The organism is Pseudoalteromonas sp. OOF1S-7 (genome assembly GCF_022347765.1).
In the GTDB taxonomy this organism is placed as follows: Bacteria; Pseudomonadota; Gammaproteobacteria; order Enterobacterales; family Alteromonadaceae; genus Pseudoalteromonas.
In genome coordinates, this window is the sequence record NZ_JAKRFZ010000004.1 from 1 (window position 1) to 17,637 (window position 17,637).

General features: G+C 47.6%; 11 protein-coding genes. 4 read left to right on the forward strand and 7 right to left on the reverse strand.

Annotated elements, in window-relative coordinates; all coding sequences use genetic code 11:
- The first annotated feature begins 555 nt into the window (after positions 1-555).
- Positions 556-936: a RidA family protein gene (locus tag MHN33_RS07300; RefSeq protein WP_239397346.1), complete on the forward strand. Its 381-nt coding sequence runs from the start codon at positions 556-558 to the stop codon at positions 934-936.
- 144 nt (positions 937-1,080) lie between these two features.
- Complete coding sequence (locus MHN33_RS07305) at positions 1,081-1,602, forward strand: DUF1697 domain-containing protein (RefSeq protein ID WP_239397347.1); 522 nt, start codon at positions 1,081-1,083, stop codon at positions 1,600-1,602.
- A 32-nt stretch (positions 1,603-1,634) separates the two neighbouring features.
- Here the strand turns inward: MHN33_RS07305 and MHN33_RS23855 are convergent, their stop codons facing one another.
- The 4 genes from MHN33_RS23855 to MHN33_RS07320 all read right to left on the reverse strand — a co-directional run bounded on the left by MHN33_RS23855 (position 1,635) and on the right by MHN33_RS07320 (position 10,499).
- On the reverse strand, positions 1,635-1,757 hold the full coding sequence (locus MHN33_RS23855; RefSeq protein ID WP_275442663.1) for a hypothetical protein: 123 nt from the start codon (positions 1,755-1,757) through the stop codon (positions 1,635-1,637).
- Positions 1,758-1,764: 7 nt separating this feature from the next.
- Positions 1,765-5,904 carry a hybrid sensor histidine kinase/response regulator gene (locus MHN33_RS07310; RefSeq protein WP_239397348.1) on the reverse strand — a complete coding sequence of 1,380 codons (4,140 nt, stop codon included), beginning with the start codon at positions 5,902-5,904 and terminating at the stop codon, positions 1,765-1,767.
- 241 nt (positions 5,905-6,145) lie between these two features.
- Positions 6,146-9,319, reverse strand: coding sequence for a multidrug efflux RND transporter permease subunit (locus MHN33_RS07315; RefSeq protein ID WP_239397349.1), 3,174 nt, complete (start codon positions 9,317-9,319; stop codon positions 6,146-6,148).
- A gap of 4 nt (positions 9,320-9,323) precedes the next feature.
- Positions 9,324-10,499, reverse strand: coding sequence for an efflux RND transporter periplasmic adaptor subunit (locus MHN33_RS07320; protein ID WP_239397350.1), 1,176 nt, complete (start codon positions 10,497-10,499; stop codon positions 9,324-9,326).
- A 460-nt stretch (positions 10,500-10,959) separates the two neighbouring features.
- Here MHN33_RS07320 and MHN33_RS07325 point away from each other — a divergent pair, with 460 nt between their 5' ends.
- Positions 10,960-11,574 (forward strand): TetR/AcrR family transcriptional regulator, encoded by a 615-nt coding sequence (locus MHN33_RS07325; RefSeq protein ID WP_239397351.1) that lies wholly within the window; start codon positions 10,960-10,962, stop codon positions 11,572-11,574.
- Between the two features lie 15 nt (positions 11,575-11,589).
- Here the strand turns inward: MHN33_RS07325 and MHN33_RS07330 are convergent, their stop codons facing one another.
- The 3 genes from MHN33_RS07330 to MHN33_RS07340 form a co-directional block, all read right to left on the reverse strand.
- Positions 11,590-13,434, reverse strand: a complete 1,845-nt coding sequence (locus MHN33_RS07330) for an ABC transporter ATP-binding protein (protein WP_239397352.1) — start codon at positions 13,432-13,434, stop codon at positions 11,590-11,592.
- 487 nt (positions 13,435-13,921) lie between these two features.
- Positions 13,922-14,383: a DUF3010 family protein gene (locus MHN33_RS07335; RefSeq protein WP_239397353.1), complete on the reverse strand. Its 462-nt coding sequence runs from the start codon at positions 14,381-14,383 to the stop codon at positions 13,922-13,924.
- 75 nt (positions 14,384-14,458) lie between these two features.
- Positions 14,459-15,463 carry an endonuclease/exonuclease/phosphatase family protein gene (locus MHN33_RS07340; protein ID WP_239397354.1) on the reverse strand — a complete coding sequence of 335 codons (1,005 nt, stop codon included), beginning with the start codon at positions 15,461-15,463 and terminating at the stop codon, positions 14,459-14,461.
- 236 nt (positions 15,464-15,699) lie between these two features.
- On the opposite strand from MHN33_RS07340, the gene thrS reads away from it, so the two are divergent.
- The gene (gene thrS, locus MHN33_RS07345; protein ID WP_239397355.1) at positions 15,700-17,610 is read left to right on the forward strand and encodes a threonine--tRNA ligase; all 1,911 of its coding nucleotides are present in this window, start codon (positions 15,700-15,702) and stop codon (positions 17,608-17,610) included.
- Positions 17,611-17,637: the final 27 nt, after the last annotated feature.

Sequence of the window (17,637 nt, forward strand, 5' to 3'; positions counted from 1 at the left end):
TGTGTAAAACCCGACGACGGCACGGTCGTTACAGACCGAGTGGGTGTATTAATTTTAGGGTGTGCAGGCTCGGAACTCATTTGGGGCGCTGAACAATCAGTTAAGCCCGGATATATGTCAGAGCAACTCATTTATAGCGGACTGGACTAAACATCAGGCATGGCAAAGCGGGTAAAATAACGAACGAGATAACGAAAATTCGCTATCTCGCAGACCTTCTCGGCTTGACATCGCTGGAGCGTCCATATATGTCTACCAATTTCCCTATCTCCCAGTCTCCTAGTTTTTTGTGTCTCGCTCATGCCGAAACTATTTTTAAGTTTATGAAATTTATAAAATTTGTGCTTCTGCATAACGAGACTGAATGCCTGGTTAATACCAAGGCACATTTTCTACAGACTGCAGCTGGCTTGAAGGCTTGGTCTCTAGGTGGTAGGTTATTGTTCTTGTTATCAATACGCTTTTTTAGTTATTGGCTGAAAAGGCATTGGGAACGGGGTTAAACCAGCATCCATACTCAATACCATTAATGACCTATCAAGGAAGGTTTATTTTATGAAACAATTAGTTAGCTCCGATTCTCATTTGGAGAAACCAATTGGGTTTTCTAGGGCTTGTAGAATAGGGAATCTGATTGCAGTGGCAGGCACTGCGCCAATTAAAAATGCAGAAACTGTGTTTCCAAATGACGTTTATAGCCAAACTAAGTACTGTTTGGAGCTATCGATTAAGGCAATTGAAGAGGCTGGTGCTACTTCCGCTGATGTTATTCGAACCAGAATAATGCTCACGGACATATCTTTATGGGAAGAGGCAGCAAGAGCACACGGTGAGTTGTTTTCAGATATTCGTCCAGCTTGCACTTTCGTTGAAGTAAAAGGCTTTATTGACCCTACATGGTTGGTTGAAACTGAAATGGATGCAGTGGCGCCATAGCTCAAACAAGGCATTTATGAGTGACTCGCAATGCTCGGCGAGCTTAATTGAAGTTTGGTTTTGATGTTTAAGGTGTAATGGTTGAGTTGAATGTTTTGCGTTGTTAGCGCCTTGATTCGACGTTGGACGTAATAAGGTTCAGTTATGAAAAAATATATAGTATTGCTTAGAGGGATTAATGTCTCAGGTAAAAATATTCTTCCCATGAAGGAGCTGGTGAATATCCTTGAGGGCATTGGTTGCGAAAATGTGCGTACGTACATTCAAAGCGGAAATCTCGTGCTGCACAGCAATTTATCAGCTTCATTACTGGAGAAATCAATTGCCGAGGCGCTAGCGAATACAAAGGGTTTTGATGTTCCTGTAATTGCACAAACAGTATCGAAATTCAAAACCGCAGTTGAGGCTTGTCCTTTTCAGGCAACAGAAGGTAAGTTGCTTCATTATTTCTTCATGGCTTCTACGCCTATTCTAAATAACGATTCCTTACTATCTCTTTGTGCATCGTCTGAGAGGTATAAACTTAAGGACAATATATTCTATCTATATGCTCCAGATGGCATCGGTCGATCGAAGCTCGTAGCGAATATTGAAAAAGTTCTAGGTGTCCCAGCAACAGCCAGGAATCATAATACGGTGCAAAAGTTACTCAAATTAACAGAATAGCGGGGTAGCCTAATAAGATACTCAAGTCGAGCCTACACCTGCGCTTCACACAACGTATTGATTGGCAATTTGTACGCGCTGTGCAACACGCTCAGCTCAATCGGCTTAGTACGACGTAACGTTGATAATGAGACTATGAAGATAATATCAGCCATTTTTTATTCACGTTATCGTTACTTTGGTTGCCCAGTAAGCGAGTTTTTCCGTCACTTTGGTGGGTTCTATGGGTTTAGTGATGTAGTCATCCATCCCTGCATCCAGGCACTTTTGCTTGTCGCCTTGCATAGCATTAGCGGTCATTGCGATAATCGGAATATCGGCCTGAAGGTTGCCTGCCTGTGAAGTGCGAATACGCCGGGTGGCTTCATAACCATCCATCATTGGCATCTGGCAATCCATCAAAACAAGAGTATATGGCTGTGTCTCGTCAGCATCACGCAGTTTTTCCAGCGCCTCTACACCGTTTTCTGCGATGTCGGTTGTGACACCCAGGTGCTCTAAGATCTTCCCTGCAACCAGCTGATTCACCTTGTTGTCCTCAACCAGCAATACTCGGGTGTGCTTCGCCCATGTATAAGTGTCATGGCTGTCATCATCACATAGATTGTCCGTATTTTGTTCCTCTGTATTGTGATTGGTGCTTGCTCTAACCGTAGACAGGGCTTTTAGTAAATCCTGTTGTGTGGCCGGTTTAGTGAAGTAACCATCCAGGGGAACTGAGCTGGACTCTATCGCGTCAAACTGCTCATCCAGCAACGTCATCATGATCAATTTAACGTGATTGAACTTGGGGTTATTTCTGATCTTCTGAGCCAAGGTCTCACTGCTCAATGTGGGCAGTGATCTGTTAAAAAAGACAATATCTACCGGTTTACTGGTCAGTGTGTGTAGCGCTTGCTCAGCATTCAGAGCTTCACTTACGCCTACCTGCCAAAGCGCAAGCTGTTTTTTGATGACGGTGTTACTCGACGTGTCAGGGTCGACCAACAAAGCATGTAAATTGGAGGGCTCAAATGCTGCTATGCCTTGTGTAAGTGGCGCACAGGGGCTGACCGTGCAGGTAAACTCAAAGCAACTGCCAATGCCCGCTTTACTAGAAACATAAACATCTCCCCCCAGCAGCTGGCAGAGTCGTTTGGTAATACTTAGTCCAAGACCCGTACCACCGTATTTTCTGGTCGTTGAGGCATCAACCTGAGTAAAGGAATCAAACAGGCTGGAGAGCATCTCCTCAGGAATACCTATTCCGGTATCCTGAATGCAACAGGTTAGTATAGCCTGCTGGTCATCGGCAGGGGAGGTAATTGATGCGCTTAGGGTGATCTCACCTTGCTCGGTAAATTTAATCGCATTGCTCAGTATATTTGCAGCGATTTGCCGGATCCTGCCTGGGTCGGAAGTGATCTGGGCCGTTTCAATACCCGTTAAGTCCAGCACCAAACCCACTCCCTTAGTTTGTGCCGCAAGCGCCATAGACTCGGCAAGCTGTTCAAATAGCTGCCTGATGTCGAAATCGATGAATTCCAGCTCCAGCTTATCAGCCTCAATCTTTGAAAAGTCCAGAATATCGTTGATCAGGCTAAGTAAGGAGTGGGCGCTGTTACTGGCAATACCCACGGAATGTTCCTGCTCCGGCGTTAACTCGCTGTGTTTGAGAAGCTCCAGCATACCCAGTACGCCATTCATCGGCGTTCTGATTTCGTGACTCATATTGGCCAAAAATTCAGATTTTAGTCGGGTTGCTTGTTCTGCTTTTTTAAGTGCGGCTTCAAGCTCCATCGCCTGTGATTGCAACGAAGCTGTTTTATCAGAGACTTGCTCCTCAAGCTGCAATACAAACTGCTTTTGTCGGTCTAATTCCGTTTTTTGCATCCGGGTACGTAGGTAAATCACGGTAAAAATAACCATGGCACAAGCCAGAGTATATAAAACATAGGCCCACCAGGTTTTCCATGGAGGCGGGGCAACATGTAGGTTAACCGATAACAGCTGCTCGCCCCATTCACCGCGACTATTGGTTGCCCTCACCTGAAATGTATAAGACCCGCCATCTAAATTGGTAAAGGTGGCTGTGTTGCGGTTGCCTATCTCTATCCAGTTGTCGTCGTAGCCTTCAAGTTTATAGGCATACTGGTTTTTATTGGGAGATACAAAATCAAGCACGGAAAATTCCAAAGAGAAGATATAATCCTGATAAGAAAGGTCAATATCGGTGACGTAGGAGTAGGGTTTGTCCAGGTTGACAGGCTGCCCCATCTTATTAAAGCCGGTCAAAATGAGTGTCGGGTCTTTCAGAGTTGACTGCAAAGGACGTGTACTAAAATATTCGATGCCGCGCTGGCTACTGGTGAATAGCAAGTCTCGCTTTGCTTTGACCAGGCTATCAGGGTAGTAATTTAGTCCGAGTAAACCATTGTGGCTATCAAAGTTGCTGACCTTACCGCTTGATGGCGAAAATTTGGTAACTCCTTGATTTGTGGTTAACCACAAATTACCACGCTGATCATCTGAGATGGCGCGGATCAGGTCGCTAGGCAGACCATTTCGTGTGCTAAAGTGAACAAAGTTGTTGGTTTTAGCCTGGTATAGATTAAGCCCCTGTTGCGTGGCAATCCAGAGCTGCCCATCCTGTGCCTGATAGATATCCTGTACTATACTGCCGAGCAGGCTGCCTTCTCGGTATGGATTATTGACAAAGGGCTGGAAAATTTGCTCTTTCTCCAACCACAAGTTCACCCCATTGCCGGTTCCAACCCACATGTTATGTGCATTGTCTTTATATATCGTCAAAACTTCAGGATGAGATAACCCATACGAGGCGTCGAGATGTCTGAAGGTGTTTAAACCGGGGTTGTAAATATAAACTCCGTTTTTGTAGGTTCCTACCCAAAGGTTGCCTTGTTTATCAACAGCCAGTGCTCTTATCTCTCTGAATTGCCGGTGGTTTGGATCCTCCTTTGGGTAGCGAATGAGTGTAACATCGCGCGTATCGAGGTTAAATTTTGCCAACCCTTCATCCTGAGCGACCCATAAATTGGCATTGTCGAGATAAAGCACGGGGCGCTCTAACAGCCGGTTTTCACTAAAACCATTTGATACGTGAAATAGAGGTGGTGAAAGAGTATGCAAGGTTTGTGATGCAACATCCCACCTCAGCAGGTGAGAGGTTGAGTTAACTATAAGCAGATCCCCGTTTTTATCGGCGGTAATACCATTGGGTGCCCTGAGCATCGCGTTGTTGATGGATTTAAACTTGCGATGCGGAACCAGTTTAAAAATGCCATGCACTTCATTGGTGATCCACAGCGTTCTGGCGCTGTCCTCAAAAATAATCCGCATGCCACTGCTATGTTCAAGATCCAGTTGGACCAGCTCCTCTTTGGATGGGTGTTTTCTGAATACCCCTTTACTGGTAACAAACCAGATGTAACCGTCCTTGTCTTCAATCATGGAGTTAACTTGGCCTAGATGTACATCGTTTTTAGGGCCTACTTTGCTGAATTCTCCGCTGGCTGGGTTAAATTCAAAGGGACCTTGCTGGGTTCCGACATACAGTTTGTTGTGTGAGGTTTTTAAAATGTGCCTGATTTCATTCGAGCCGGTTGGGGTAGTATTTGTTGGGTCAGGAAAAAAGTAGCGGATGCTCCTGGTCGACTTATCGTAACGATTCAGGCCATAGCTGGTTGCTATCCATAAACGTTCCATGCCATCGTTCTCGATATCCCATATTCGGTTGTGGGACAAACTTGTGGCTGATTCATCGGTCTTTGTGATGTGCTCAAAGTTACCTTTTCCCAAGTACCGGTTGAGGCCGCTATCATAAGAGCCTAACCAAATTGAGCCATCCAGATCATGATATAAAGATTGGATCCTGTTTGCTGAAATTGAGCTGGCACGCTTGGGGTCGTGAAGAAAGTTCTCGAATTGTCCTGTTCTGGGGTCATAGCGGTTTGCACCCCCTCCCCAGGTACCGATCCAAATGTCACCATTTCGGTCTAACATCAGGTTACCGGCATCATTGTGTGATAAGCCACTGCTACTTTGGCCATCGAATTCAAATAGGGTGACCTTGCGGCCATCATAGCGCATTACGCCATTTTCGGCAGTGCCAAACCAGAGTAAGCCTTGCCTGTCCTGGATGATAGAGTAAATTTCGGAGGAGACAAAACCATCCTCTGCGGTCAGTTTTTTGACAGAGTATTGATTGGCCAGTATGGGAATGTTACCAAAACACAGCGCAGGCATGACAGCCACCATGGCCACAACCAGATGGACGAAAAAAAACCGTTTACCCAAACGCATGATTGACAACCATGAAAAATGCTTAAAAGCGCAACTCGTATTCTTAGGCTAGTTGAATTTGCGCTCGATTTCTATGCATTTAGTTGTTTATGCTGTCAAAAATTTATAGCAATGTCAGTGGGGAATAATAAGACGTATTCAATCTCAGCAATGCTACAGCAAGGCGAACCTTATCATGTGCATTAATAAAAAAGCGCCGAAGACATTAAAATCCACGGCGCTTTTTATCCAGTCTGACAGACTAAGCCAAATCTTCTTTGGTATCTACATGCTCAGCTTTGTGTTGCTGTGCAATTTCTTCGCAAAGTTCGTGCTTGGAGCGTTTCTCAGCCACGCGCCTTGCCGTTAACCAGTAGAAGAATAAGGGCAGGAAGAACACGGCCAGGAACGTAGCTGCGAGCATGCCTCCCATCACCCCGGTTCCTACACTATGGCGCGCACCAGCCCCTGCGCCTGAGCTCAATACCAGGGGAACTACGCCCAGAATAAAGGCCAGTGAGGTCATGATGATAGGGCGGAATCTCAGTCTGGCCGCCTCCAACGCAGCCGCAGCCGGACTCCAGCCTTGTTGTGTCTTCATTAGGGCGTACTCAACGATCAGAATGGCATTTTTACTGGCCAGGCCCAGTAAAGTAACCAGACCAATCTGGAAGTAAACGTCATTGGTTAAGCCTGCAACCCAGATTGAGATAAGTGCACCAAAGGTACCAAAGGGCAACGCCAGTAATACCGAAATAGGCAGTGACCAGCGCTCATAAAGTGCTGCCAGGATCAAAAATACCATTACAACGGCCAGTCCCAGTGCCAGGCCCGTTGTGCCTGAGCTGCGCTTTTCCTGATAGGCGGATGCGGTCCATTCAAAGGTCATATCCGGTGGCAAAACTTGTTTAGCAATACGCTCAAACTCAGCAATGGCCTGGCCAGAACTGTAACCGGGTGCAGCATTACCCATCAACTTAACGGCTGACAGATTGTTGTAACGTTGCAGGGTTTCCGGACCCCGGCTGTATTCTATATCTGTGAAAGCAGAGATAGGCACCATTTCGCCGCGATTGTTTTTCACATAAATGCGGCCCACGTCTTCGGGTGACATACGGAACTCAGCTTCTGCCGACAACAGTACCTGCCAGGCACGACCAAATTTATTAAAGTCATTAACATAGTAATTACCCAGGTTAGCCGCCAGCGCATTGAATGCCGAGTTGATATTTACGCCCATGGCACGCGCCTGCTCTCTGTCCATATGAACTTTCAGCTGCGGTGCATCCGGTCGCCACAGTGTCTGGATACCAGCCAGAATTGGACTCTTCTGCGCCTCGCCCATCAGCATCTGCATGCCTTGTTTGAGTCGCTCAGGATCGGTACCAGCCTTGTTTTGCAGGTATACCTCAAAGCCACCGGTGGTGCCCAGACCAAAGATGGCAGGGGGGTTGAAGGCCAGAACCAGCGCTTCATTGATCCCGGCAGTTTTCATAAATAATTCACCAACCAGGGATTTAGTATCGATTTCACGCTCATCCCAGTGTTTCTGCGTAATGAACAAAGTGGCTGCACTGTTTTTGTAGCCGCCACCGATGAAATCAAAGCCGGTAAACGCCACCACGTTTTCATTGGCTGGGTTAGATTGCGCAGCTGCAACCACTTCTTCAACCACCGCAGCTGTGCGTTCCAGAGACGAACCATCTGGCAGGAACACGGCGGCAATGTAAAAGCCCTGATCTTCATCCGGAACCAAAGACCCCGGCGTTTTTTGCCAGATGAAAACAGTAGCCCCAACCATGGCGGCCATGAGCGTCAGGCCAAGCAGGCCTCGGCGGATCATAAAGCTCACGGAGCCGACATATCGGCCGGTAACACGCTGGAACCAATTATTAAACCACAAAAAGAACCCTGCAGTTTGTTTGTGCTCATGTTTAAGGATCATTACACACAGCGCCGGTGTCATGGTCAGTGCAACAACCCCCGACAGGCTCACCGAAATCGAAATGGTAATGGCGAATTGTCGGAATAACTCACCGGTTAATCCACCCAGGAACGCGATGGGTACGAATACTGAACACAATACCAGTACAATTGCGACCACCGGGCCGCTGACTTCCTGCATCGCTTTGATGGCGGCTTCTCGGGCACTCAGGTGCTGCTCGTGCATGATCCGTTCAACGTTTTCCAGAACCACGATGGCATCATCGACCACAATGCCAATAGACAACACCATGCCAAAGAGTGTCAGGGTATTGATAGAGTAACCAAGCATATACAGGCCGGCAAAAGTACCGAGCAGAGAAACCGGGACTGCCAGAGTCGGAATTAAAGTAGCGCGCCAGTTTTGCAGGAACAGGTAAACCACTAAAAACACCAGCACCATGGCTTCAACCAGGGTGATCAGTACTTCACGAATAGAAACCTCAACAAAACGGGTTGTGTCGTAAGGGATACCGTGGTCCAGCCCGACCGGAAACTGCTGACGTAGCTCAGCAATCACAGACTCTACTTCTTTCGCGACATCCAGTGCATTGGCACCCGGTTGCAGGAAAACACCCAGTAATACCGCTTCTTTACCGTTAAAAGTACCGGCAAAGTTGTAGTCTTTTGAACCCAACTCTACACGTGCTACGTCTTTAAGGCGCAGGGTTGAACCATCCGGATTGGCACGAATGATAATGGCCTCAAATTCTTCAGGCGTAGACAAGCGACCCTTGGCGGTTACACTATACACCAGCTCCTGCGGCTGGCTACTGGTTGGTGTGGCACCGATTGTCCCCGCCGCATATTGTGAGTTTTGTTCGCGGATAGCTGCGGTAATTTCTTCTACGGTCACGCCGAGCTGGCTCATCAGATCCGGGCGGATCCAGACTCGCATAGCGTAATCTTTGGCACCGAAAATCTGTACACTGGTGGTACCGGGAATGCGCTTGATCCGGTCAAGAATATTCATAGTGACATAGTTCGATGTCCACAAGCTAGAACGGGTACCATCAGGCGAGTAAAACGCATGAACTTGCAGGAAGCTGGATGACCCCTTTGCAACGACCACGCCCTGGCGGCGGGTTTCTTCTGGTAAACGCGCTTCAACCTGTTTGACCCGATTGTTGACGTCTACCGCGGCCTGGTCAATATCGGTGCCTATCTCAAAGGTCACTGTGATGGTGGTTGTGCCTGAGCTGGTACTGGTTGACTCCATATACATCATGCCTTCAACTCCGGTGATGGCATTTTCTATAGGTGCTGCAACCGTCTGCTCAAGCACATCAGCTGAAGCACCAGGATAAAAGGCAGTCACCTGAACCTGAGGGGGAGCTATTTCTGGGTATTGCGCAATAGGCAGGGTACGCATTGCTGCCAGACCGGCCAGTACAATAACAATAGAGATCACAAAGGCAAATATCGGACGATCGATAAAATATTTAGAGAACATACAATTATTCTCCTTCGCCGCTCACAGAGACAGGCATACCCGGGAAGAATATTCGTGCCATACCTTCCACAATTACGGGCTGGCCGGGTGTCAGGCCTTGTCGTATCACCCACATGTTTTTTCCATCCAGGTTTACCCATTCACCCACTTCAACGGGGGCTGGCAGCGCCACAGTCATGCCTTGCTCATTTTCGGTTGCGACATAGACAAATTTGCCCGTGCCATTATCCAACACTGCACGCTGAGGCAACACAATGGCATCATTGCGTACTGCACCTGACAGGCGAACGCGGACAAACTGACCTGGACGCAGCTCTCCGTCGGGGTTGTTGATCCGGGCCTGTAGCTCACTGGTGCCGGTAAAGCGATTGACTCGCACGTCAGAGAAGTCGACTTTGCCAGAGTGTGCATAGACAGAGCCGTCCTGTAGCACTATGGTGGCATTGAATTCGTTGTTCTTGGGCAAGCTGAGCGTGCCATTTTCGACGTCCTGACGCATGGCCAGCTGCTCACGCTCGGAAAAGCCAAAGCGAGCGCGCATCATGCCGGTGTCAGTCAGTTCACTCAGTAGTACGGTGGGGCCAGAGACATAGCTCCCCTGTGAAACAAACTCCCGACCCATAATACCTGACACCGGGGCCTTAACCTGGGCATATTCTAAATCCAGCTGTGCTTCACTCAGTGCCACCTTAGCCGAGTCCAGGTTGGCAATGGCAACTTCGTGCGCAGACATGGCATTATCGAAATCCCGCTTCGACACTGAGCGCTCGTCTTTCAAGCGTTCCAGACGGTCTTTCTCGCGCTTGGCCTGTGCCACATTAGCTTTAGCAGCGTTGAGTTCTGCTTCGGCTTTTTCGAGTTCCAACTGCAAAGGGCGAAGTTCTATGGTGAATAGGGAACGGCCGGCTTTAACATACTGACCCTCTTCAAAGTTTCGGGATTCAATGAGTCCTGACACTCGCGCCCTGATCTCTACTTCTTTATCGCCGGCCAGCGTGGCCGGTAGTTCGATATTAAACGGCACGCTCTGAGTCGTGACCCTGTTGATGCTTACCTGCGCGGGTGGCATGGTATGGCCGCCCTGACTTTGAGGTGCCTCGGAGCAGGCGGAAATAACGAGTGCAGAAAATACCGCTGTTGCCAGGTGTACTACACGACTGCTGTTTTGGGCTGGATACATGTATACTCCAAATCCTGATTAAATTTTTTATTCCTAAGCAGAGACGAATTCATCTCTCATTTATTGGGTTTACTTTTTGCATTTATTCGCTGACGTGTTCACAAACCAATCAAATAAGTGTAGCACCGCTTTTGCGCTAACGTGTGCCGATTTTTACTGAGAGAGTTTGTCCAAAAGCCAGTGAATAGATTATCGTACGACGCGCTGTCTACACCAAAACAGAGCATGCCGCTTACACATAAAGCACCCTCTAGAGCTTATTCCGTAAGGCTTTTAAGCGGATTAGAAAGTGCAAAGATAGTTCGATAACGGTGCAAGTATACGCAAGTGTATACTTAATTATTCAATGGGTAAACGGGATCGTGTACTTTTTTAAAGCGGCAGTATACGGGGGTGTTTACTTCCGTATTGCGCCTTTTTAAGTTAAACTGCTGTTAATTTTACACAGATGTCCGAGTCGATGACCGAGCTTACTGAAAAACAACAAGCAATATTAAGCGCTGCGGTAGAAGAGTTTGCTCAGCGGGGACTGCAAGCCACAACGATGGAAGCTATCTGCAGTGCCGCAGGCGTATCCAAACGCACTTTGTATAAACATTACGCGACCAAAGAAGCCTTGTTTGATGCAGTGGTTATTTCGCTAATTGAAAGAATACAGCCTATTACAACCATTCAGTTTATCCCAAACTACGATTTTGAAATTCAGCTGCGTCACTTGGCCGACAGCGCGGTGTCCCTGCTGGCTGACGAAGACTACATCAAACTGTCGCGTATCGTAATGATTGAATCTATGCGCTGCCAGGCTCAGGCTGACAGGCTTAACCATAAGTTCAGCCAATGTGAAGCGGCAATGAGCTTGTGGTTTGAAGAAGCGTCCCGAGCTGGGTGTCTGGGCACCTTTTCTGCGCCATTTGCCGCTGCTTTTTTCTGGGGGGCGCTGAAACGGCTGACATTCTGGGATCAAGCTATTCGCTGGCAGGCCCCGCTTGCTGAAGCCGATCTGGACGCTTTTGTGGATCAAGCCTGTCAGCTGTTTTGTGGTGGCATAAAATATGTCACTCAAGAATCGACCTGATCCACCAGGCAGTGTTTACTCAACCCCAATAAAACCACCAGTTTGATGTGCCCACAATTTTGCATAGATGCCATTTTGTGCCAGCAGGGCGTCATGTGTGCCTTGCTCAACAATCTGGCCTTTATCCATGATGATCAAACGATCCATTTGAGCAATGGTTGAGAGTCGATGCGCTATCGCAATCACCGTTTTACCGGTCATCAGACTATCTAAACTGTCCTGAATAGCTGCTTCTACTTCTGAGTCCAGTGCCGCTGTTGCCTCGTCCAAGATCAGAATAGGGGCGTTTTTCAGTAAGACTCTTGCAATGGCAATACGCTGGCGTTGTCCACCTGAAAGCTTAACGCCACGCTCTCCTACCTGCGCATCCAGCCCGGTATTGCCCTGGTTATCTTCAAGAGACTCGATAAACTGACTTGCTTCAGCTTTGTGAATTGCTTCGAGTAGCTCAGCTTCGGTGGCGTCAGGTCGACCATACAACACATTATCCCGTACACTTCGGTGCAGCAGAGCAGTGTCCTGGGTTACCATGGCGATGTGTGCTCGTAAACTTTCCTGATCAACGTGAGCAATGTTTTGACCGTCTATTTCTATGGTGCCTTGCTGAACATCATAAAAACGCAGTAAAAGGTTAACCAGAGTCGATTTACCCGCGCCTGAACGACCAACTATGCCGATTTTTTCGCCCGGGGAGATAGTCAGATTCAACCCCTGAATGACTGCGTCTTGAGCTGATTGTTTTTGCCGCTTGTAAGCAAAATGCAGATCAGTAAATTTAATTTCGCCCTGAGTAATTTTTAGCGCCGGAGCATTGGGCAGATCCTGCACATCTAACGGTCTGGCTAAGGTGGTTTTACCATCAATTACGGTACCTATGTTTTCAAACAGGCTGGAAACTTCCCACATTATCCACTGCGACATGCCGTTGAGGCGCAAAGCCAGGGCGATAGTGATGGCAATGGCACCGCTGCTGATAGCACTCAGCGACCACAAGTAGAGTGAACCGGCAGCGACACTGAACACCAACAAAAAATTCAGTGTCTGAATACTGACATTTAATTGTGTGGCCAGTCGCATCTGGGCATACACGGGTTGGATAAACAGATCCATACTTTCCCGGGCATAGGCTTCTTCACGCTTGTTGTAGGAGAACAGCTTGACGGTAGTGATATTGGTGTAACTGTCGACCACGCGACCAGTCATCTGAGAACGGGCATCGGCTTGCTTACTGGCGACCTGTTTAAGCCGGGGTACAAAATAAAACTGCATACCTATGTATAAGGCCAGCCAAATTAATAATGGGATCATCAGTCTCTTGTCGCTGTCGCTCACCAGCGCGAGCATAGCGCCAAAGTACACAATGACATAAACTAGCACATCCAGCAGCTTCATCACCGCCTCACGAATTGCCAATGCCGTTTGCATGACTTTGGTTGCAATTCGCCCAGCGAATTCATCCTGATAGAAAGAGATACTTTGCTTGAGTAAATAGCGATGTGCCAGCCATCGAATGGCCATAGGGTAATTACCTAACAAACTCTGATGTAGTATCGCACTATGGAAAAACACCAGACAGGGCAGGCCGACCAAAGTGATCAGGGCCATCATGGTGAGTTCCTGATGTTTGACTTCGAACAGCTCGGCGGGTGAGTATGCTTGCATCCAGTCTACCAGGGTGCCCATAAAGCCGAACAACATCACCTCGAATGTGGCCAGGATGGCTGCGGTAAGCGACATTAACAGTAGTGGCCACTCCATCCCTTTGGTATAAAACCGACAGAATGCCAGCAAGCTTTGAGGTGGCTGTGTCGCTGGTTGCGCTGGAAATGGGTCGGTAAACCGTTCGAAAAACTTAAGCATATTGCCTCCTGCATGATAACAGTGCCGAATTGACCCTGCCCGTTGATTAGGGGAGTGCCGGTAATACCAATTTCACTTAAACCCTGTTTAGTTTGAAGGATCAAAGCAAATTTGGTGTAGGTCAGAAAAAGCGCACACTCCAAGCGTACGTTATAACTCAGAACTCGGCTGAAAACCAAGTAACAATTTGAAAAATGTGAAATAAGAGAAAGTGTTATAGCAATTCGCATGACTAAGTCGCCACCTTTGAGGTGAGCAAATCCTGGCGAGAACAGCACTCATGCGTCTTGCAGTTGCTGAGGCATCTATTTCCTTGTGGGCAAGGCAAAAACCGTAACCAAAGTCTAACGGCGAGTGGTTAAATGAAAGGTTTTTTACACCATGAGCGGTGGATTTAATTTCTTGAGTTGGTTATGTATCAATGGCGGTTGATATTGGCTAGCTGTGATAGGGTTTACATGCCCGGCATGTGTACCGGGCGATAGGGTTATTCCGCCTGTTCGGCTTCTTCATGACCATAGGTTTTACGCATGATATACACATAAGCGTTGTGGAACGCTTGCTCCTGATATTTTTTCAGGCCTGTGTCGGCGAAATCGACTGGCACCGGATTACGCTTCAGCTGCTCTTTAACTTCAGTGGAAGACAGTAACTTCACGTCAGTGCCTGCAATAAGCTGAATCGCCGTTTCCATTTTAAAGCCAGCTGCACTGCCCGCAAACTTACCTTTGTGGGCACGTTGACGGATGGCGATAGAGTCAATTTTGTAATCTTCTACCAGTTTGGCAAAATCGAAGTGAAATTTGCGCATGGCATCTGTGTCCTGGCCAATATTGCCAAGCGTAAAACGCGTCTGGCGAATATCGCGAATATCAAAAACGTCTTCTTCTTTGCTCAGCAGGCACAGCAGGGCCTCGCTGCCGGTAATCTCTACACCGAGTGTTCTCATTGTTGGTATCCCATTAACTGGTCAAATAAATCGTTACAGGAAAAGATCATAACACAGCTCGCGATGAGCGAGAACTCATTGCAGTATCATTTCGATGGCTATGGCGGCATGATCTGAATAACGTATATCTTCTTCGTCTCGTTTTGAGTCTAAATGCGACGCATAGTTGTGGTAGGTCAAACGCCTGACCTTACTGTGCACAAGGTTTGGGTTGAATTCTTTAGAGGCCAGAATGTAGTCGAGCGTGTTGCCGGTACCCTGATAGTAGTGTGTCGGCGGCTTCTGACCAAAGCTGAGTTGATTGTCTGCCAGGCAAAAGCTATCGAACAATCCAACGCTGTTAACATCCTGATGAATGGCACTGGTTGGAAACTGCTGGGTCATAAAAGACAGCGCCGGGCTGGCAATATGGTCGTTAAAATCACCCATAACCAGTGTTGCGGCACCTTTTTCGCGTTGTGTCTTGAGGGCATCGTAGTAGACAATAGAAGCCTCCAATGAGCGGGATATTTGAGACTGCATAGTGCCTACAGTCTGATGTAATAAAGTGAGCAGGGGATCTTCTACGGAGGTATTACCCAGCATATGCGCCATAGAATGGACCCGCTGCGACTTGAAATGTACAGCATACACAGTTGTCAGGCCAAAACCGGGTAGTTCAAAGCTACATTTGATGGGGGTGCGGTTAAACTTAAACTGGTGCTGGTTGTTGAGGTATTCCAGTAGTTCTGGGCAGGGCTCCAGCGGGGTAAAACTTTTAAATGGAAACTTACTGGCAATGGCGACGATGGGGTTGAATAGCACATTGGGATAAACCAGGTCTGGTTTGGGGGTATCGACGGTAGCAAAATATGGCAATCCTAAATCTTCGCATAAGGTGGCCAGCGTTTCAGGGCTAAAGACTTCCTGAAACACGATCACACTGGGGTCCATATGTTGGATTAGACCGGTGATAAACTGGGTTTTGGTCAGCCATTGAGTGTCATTATAGGATTCATCTAGCTGATAAAAAGAATAGGGGGGCGCAGCAAAGTTTAGCAAATTAAAAGATGCAAACTTGTATGCGTGTTTCTGTGCCATGGTGTTCCTCGTCATTTTGCCCAAAATCCCTGCTTAATCTTAGTCTTTTCCTTGCAACTCGTCACGTGAGCGTTCACAATGGGCGCTGCGTTTGAAAGTCCCCAAACACTGTCAGTATATCACTGTTCAATCAATGCTTATTCGTAAAAGCGTTGATGGGCGTCAAATTTAGAAGAATTAACTTAACTAATACATGTGATGCGTTGTAGGTGTCACCACTGTAAATAGGAATTATCATGCCAGTAATTACTCTCCCTGACGGCAGTCAGCGTATTTTTGAAAACCCGGTTACCACTTTAGAAGTTGCTCAGGACATCGGCCCAGGCCTTGCGAAGGCGACCATTGCCGGTCGTGTGAACGGCGTGCGTGTTGATGCATGCGACCTGATTGAACAGGACGCGCAGCTTGAGATCATCACCGCGAAAGATGAAGATGGCTTAGAGATCATTCGTCACTCGTGTGCACACCTGATCGGCCACGCGGTTAAGCAGCTTTTCCCTGAAGCCAAAATGGCGATCGGTCCGACCATTGACAATGGTTTCTACTATGACATCGACATGGAGCACTCGCTGACTCAGGAAGACCTCGATGCCATCGAAAAGCGCATGCTTGAACTTGCTAAAACTAACTATGACGTTGTAAAAAAGAAAGTAAGCTGGCAAGAAGCACGCGATGCGTTCGAAGCGCGTGGCGAAACCTACAAGATGGAGATCCTGGATGAAAACATCGACAAAGATGACCGTCCAGGCCTTTACCACCACGAAGAATATGTGGACATGTGTCGTGGTCCGCACGTGCCAAACATGAAATTCTGCCAACACTTCAAAATTATGAAAGTGGCTGGCGCATACTGGCGTGGTAATGCAGAAAATAAAATGCTGCAGCGTATCTATGGTACTGCGTGGGCAGACAAGAAACAGCTGAAAGCCTACCTCAAGCGTCTGGAAGAAGCAGAAAAACGCGATCACCGTAAAATCGGTAAAGCGCTGGACTTGTGGCACTGGCAGGAAGAAGCGCCGGGCATGGTTTTCTGGCATAACGATGGCTGGAGCATTTACCGTGAGCTTGAAGACTTCGTGCGCGAGAAGCTACGTGAGTATGCTTACGAAGAAGTGAAAGGCCCGCTGATGATGGACCGTGGTCTGTGGGAAAAATCAGGCCACTGGGACAAGTACGCTGATGCTATGTTCACCACAGAGTCTGAGAAGCGTGAATATGCCATTAAGCCGATGAACTGTCCGGGACACGTGCAAATTTTCAACCAGGGCTTGAAGTCGTACCGTGACTTACCATTGCGTATGGCTGAATTTGGTTGTTGTCACCGTAACGAGCCTTCGGGCGCACTGCACGGTCTGATGCGTGTTCGTGGTTTTACTCAGGATGATGCGCATATCTTCTGTACTGAAGAACAGATCATGGATGAAGTATCTGCTTGTATTAATATGATCTATGATACATATTCAACGTTCGGCTTTGAAAAAATTGTCGTAAAACTGTCTACGCGCCCTGAAAAGCGCATTGGCGACGACGAAATGTGGGACAAAGCAGAAGAAGCACTGGCTGATGCACTTAAAGCGAACGACATCGAGTTCGATTATCTGCCAGGCGAGGGCGCGTTTTATGGTCCTAAGATCGAGTTTACCTTGTACGACTGTCTTGAGCGTGCTTGGCAATGTGGCACAGTGCAGCTAGACTTTGCTTTACCGGGCCGTTTAGGCGCGACGTATGTGGCGGAAAACAACGAACGTAAAACACCGGTGATGATCCACCGAGCTGTTTTAGGCTCACTGGAGCGTTTCATTGGTATTCTGACTGAAGAGTACGCGGGTTTATTCCCGACCTGGCTTGCGCCTAAGCAAGTGGTGATCATGAATATCACCGACAAACAGGCCGACTATGTGCAGGAAGTTGTACAAAAACTGAATAAACTTGGAATAAGAGCCGGTGCTGACTTGAGAAATGAAAAGATTGGCTTTAAAATCCGCGAGCATACTTTAAAACGTATCCCGTATCTCCTTGTTGTTGGTGACAAAGAAGTAGAACAACAAGAAGTTGCGGTAAGAACACGCAAAGGCGAAGACCTGGGCAAGTTCTCTGTTGATGACTTCATTACTAAGATCAGCGAAGAAATTAAAGACAGACGTTAATTTAACAAACCTGTGCGAAGGGCTTAT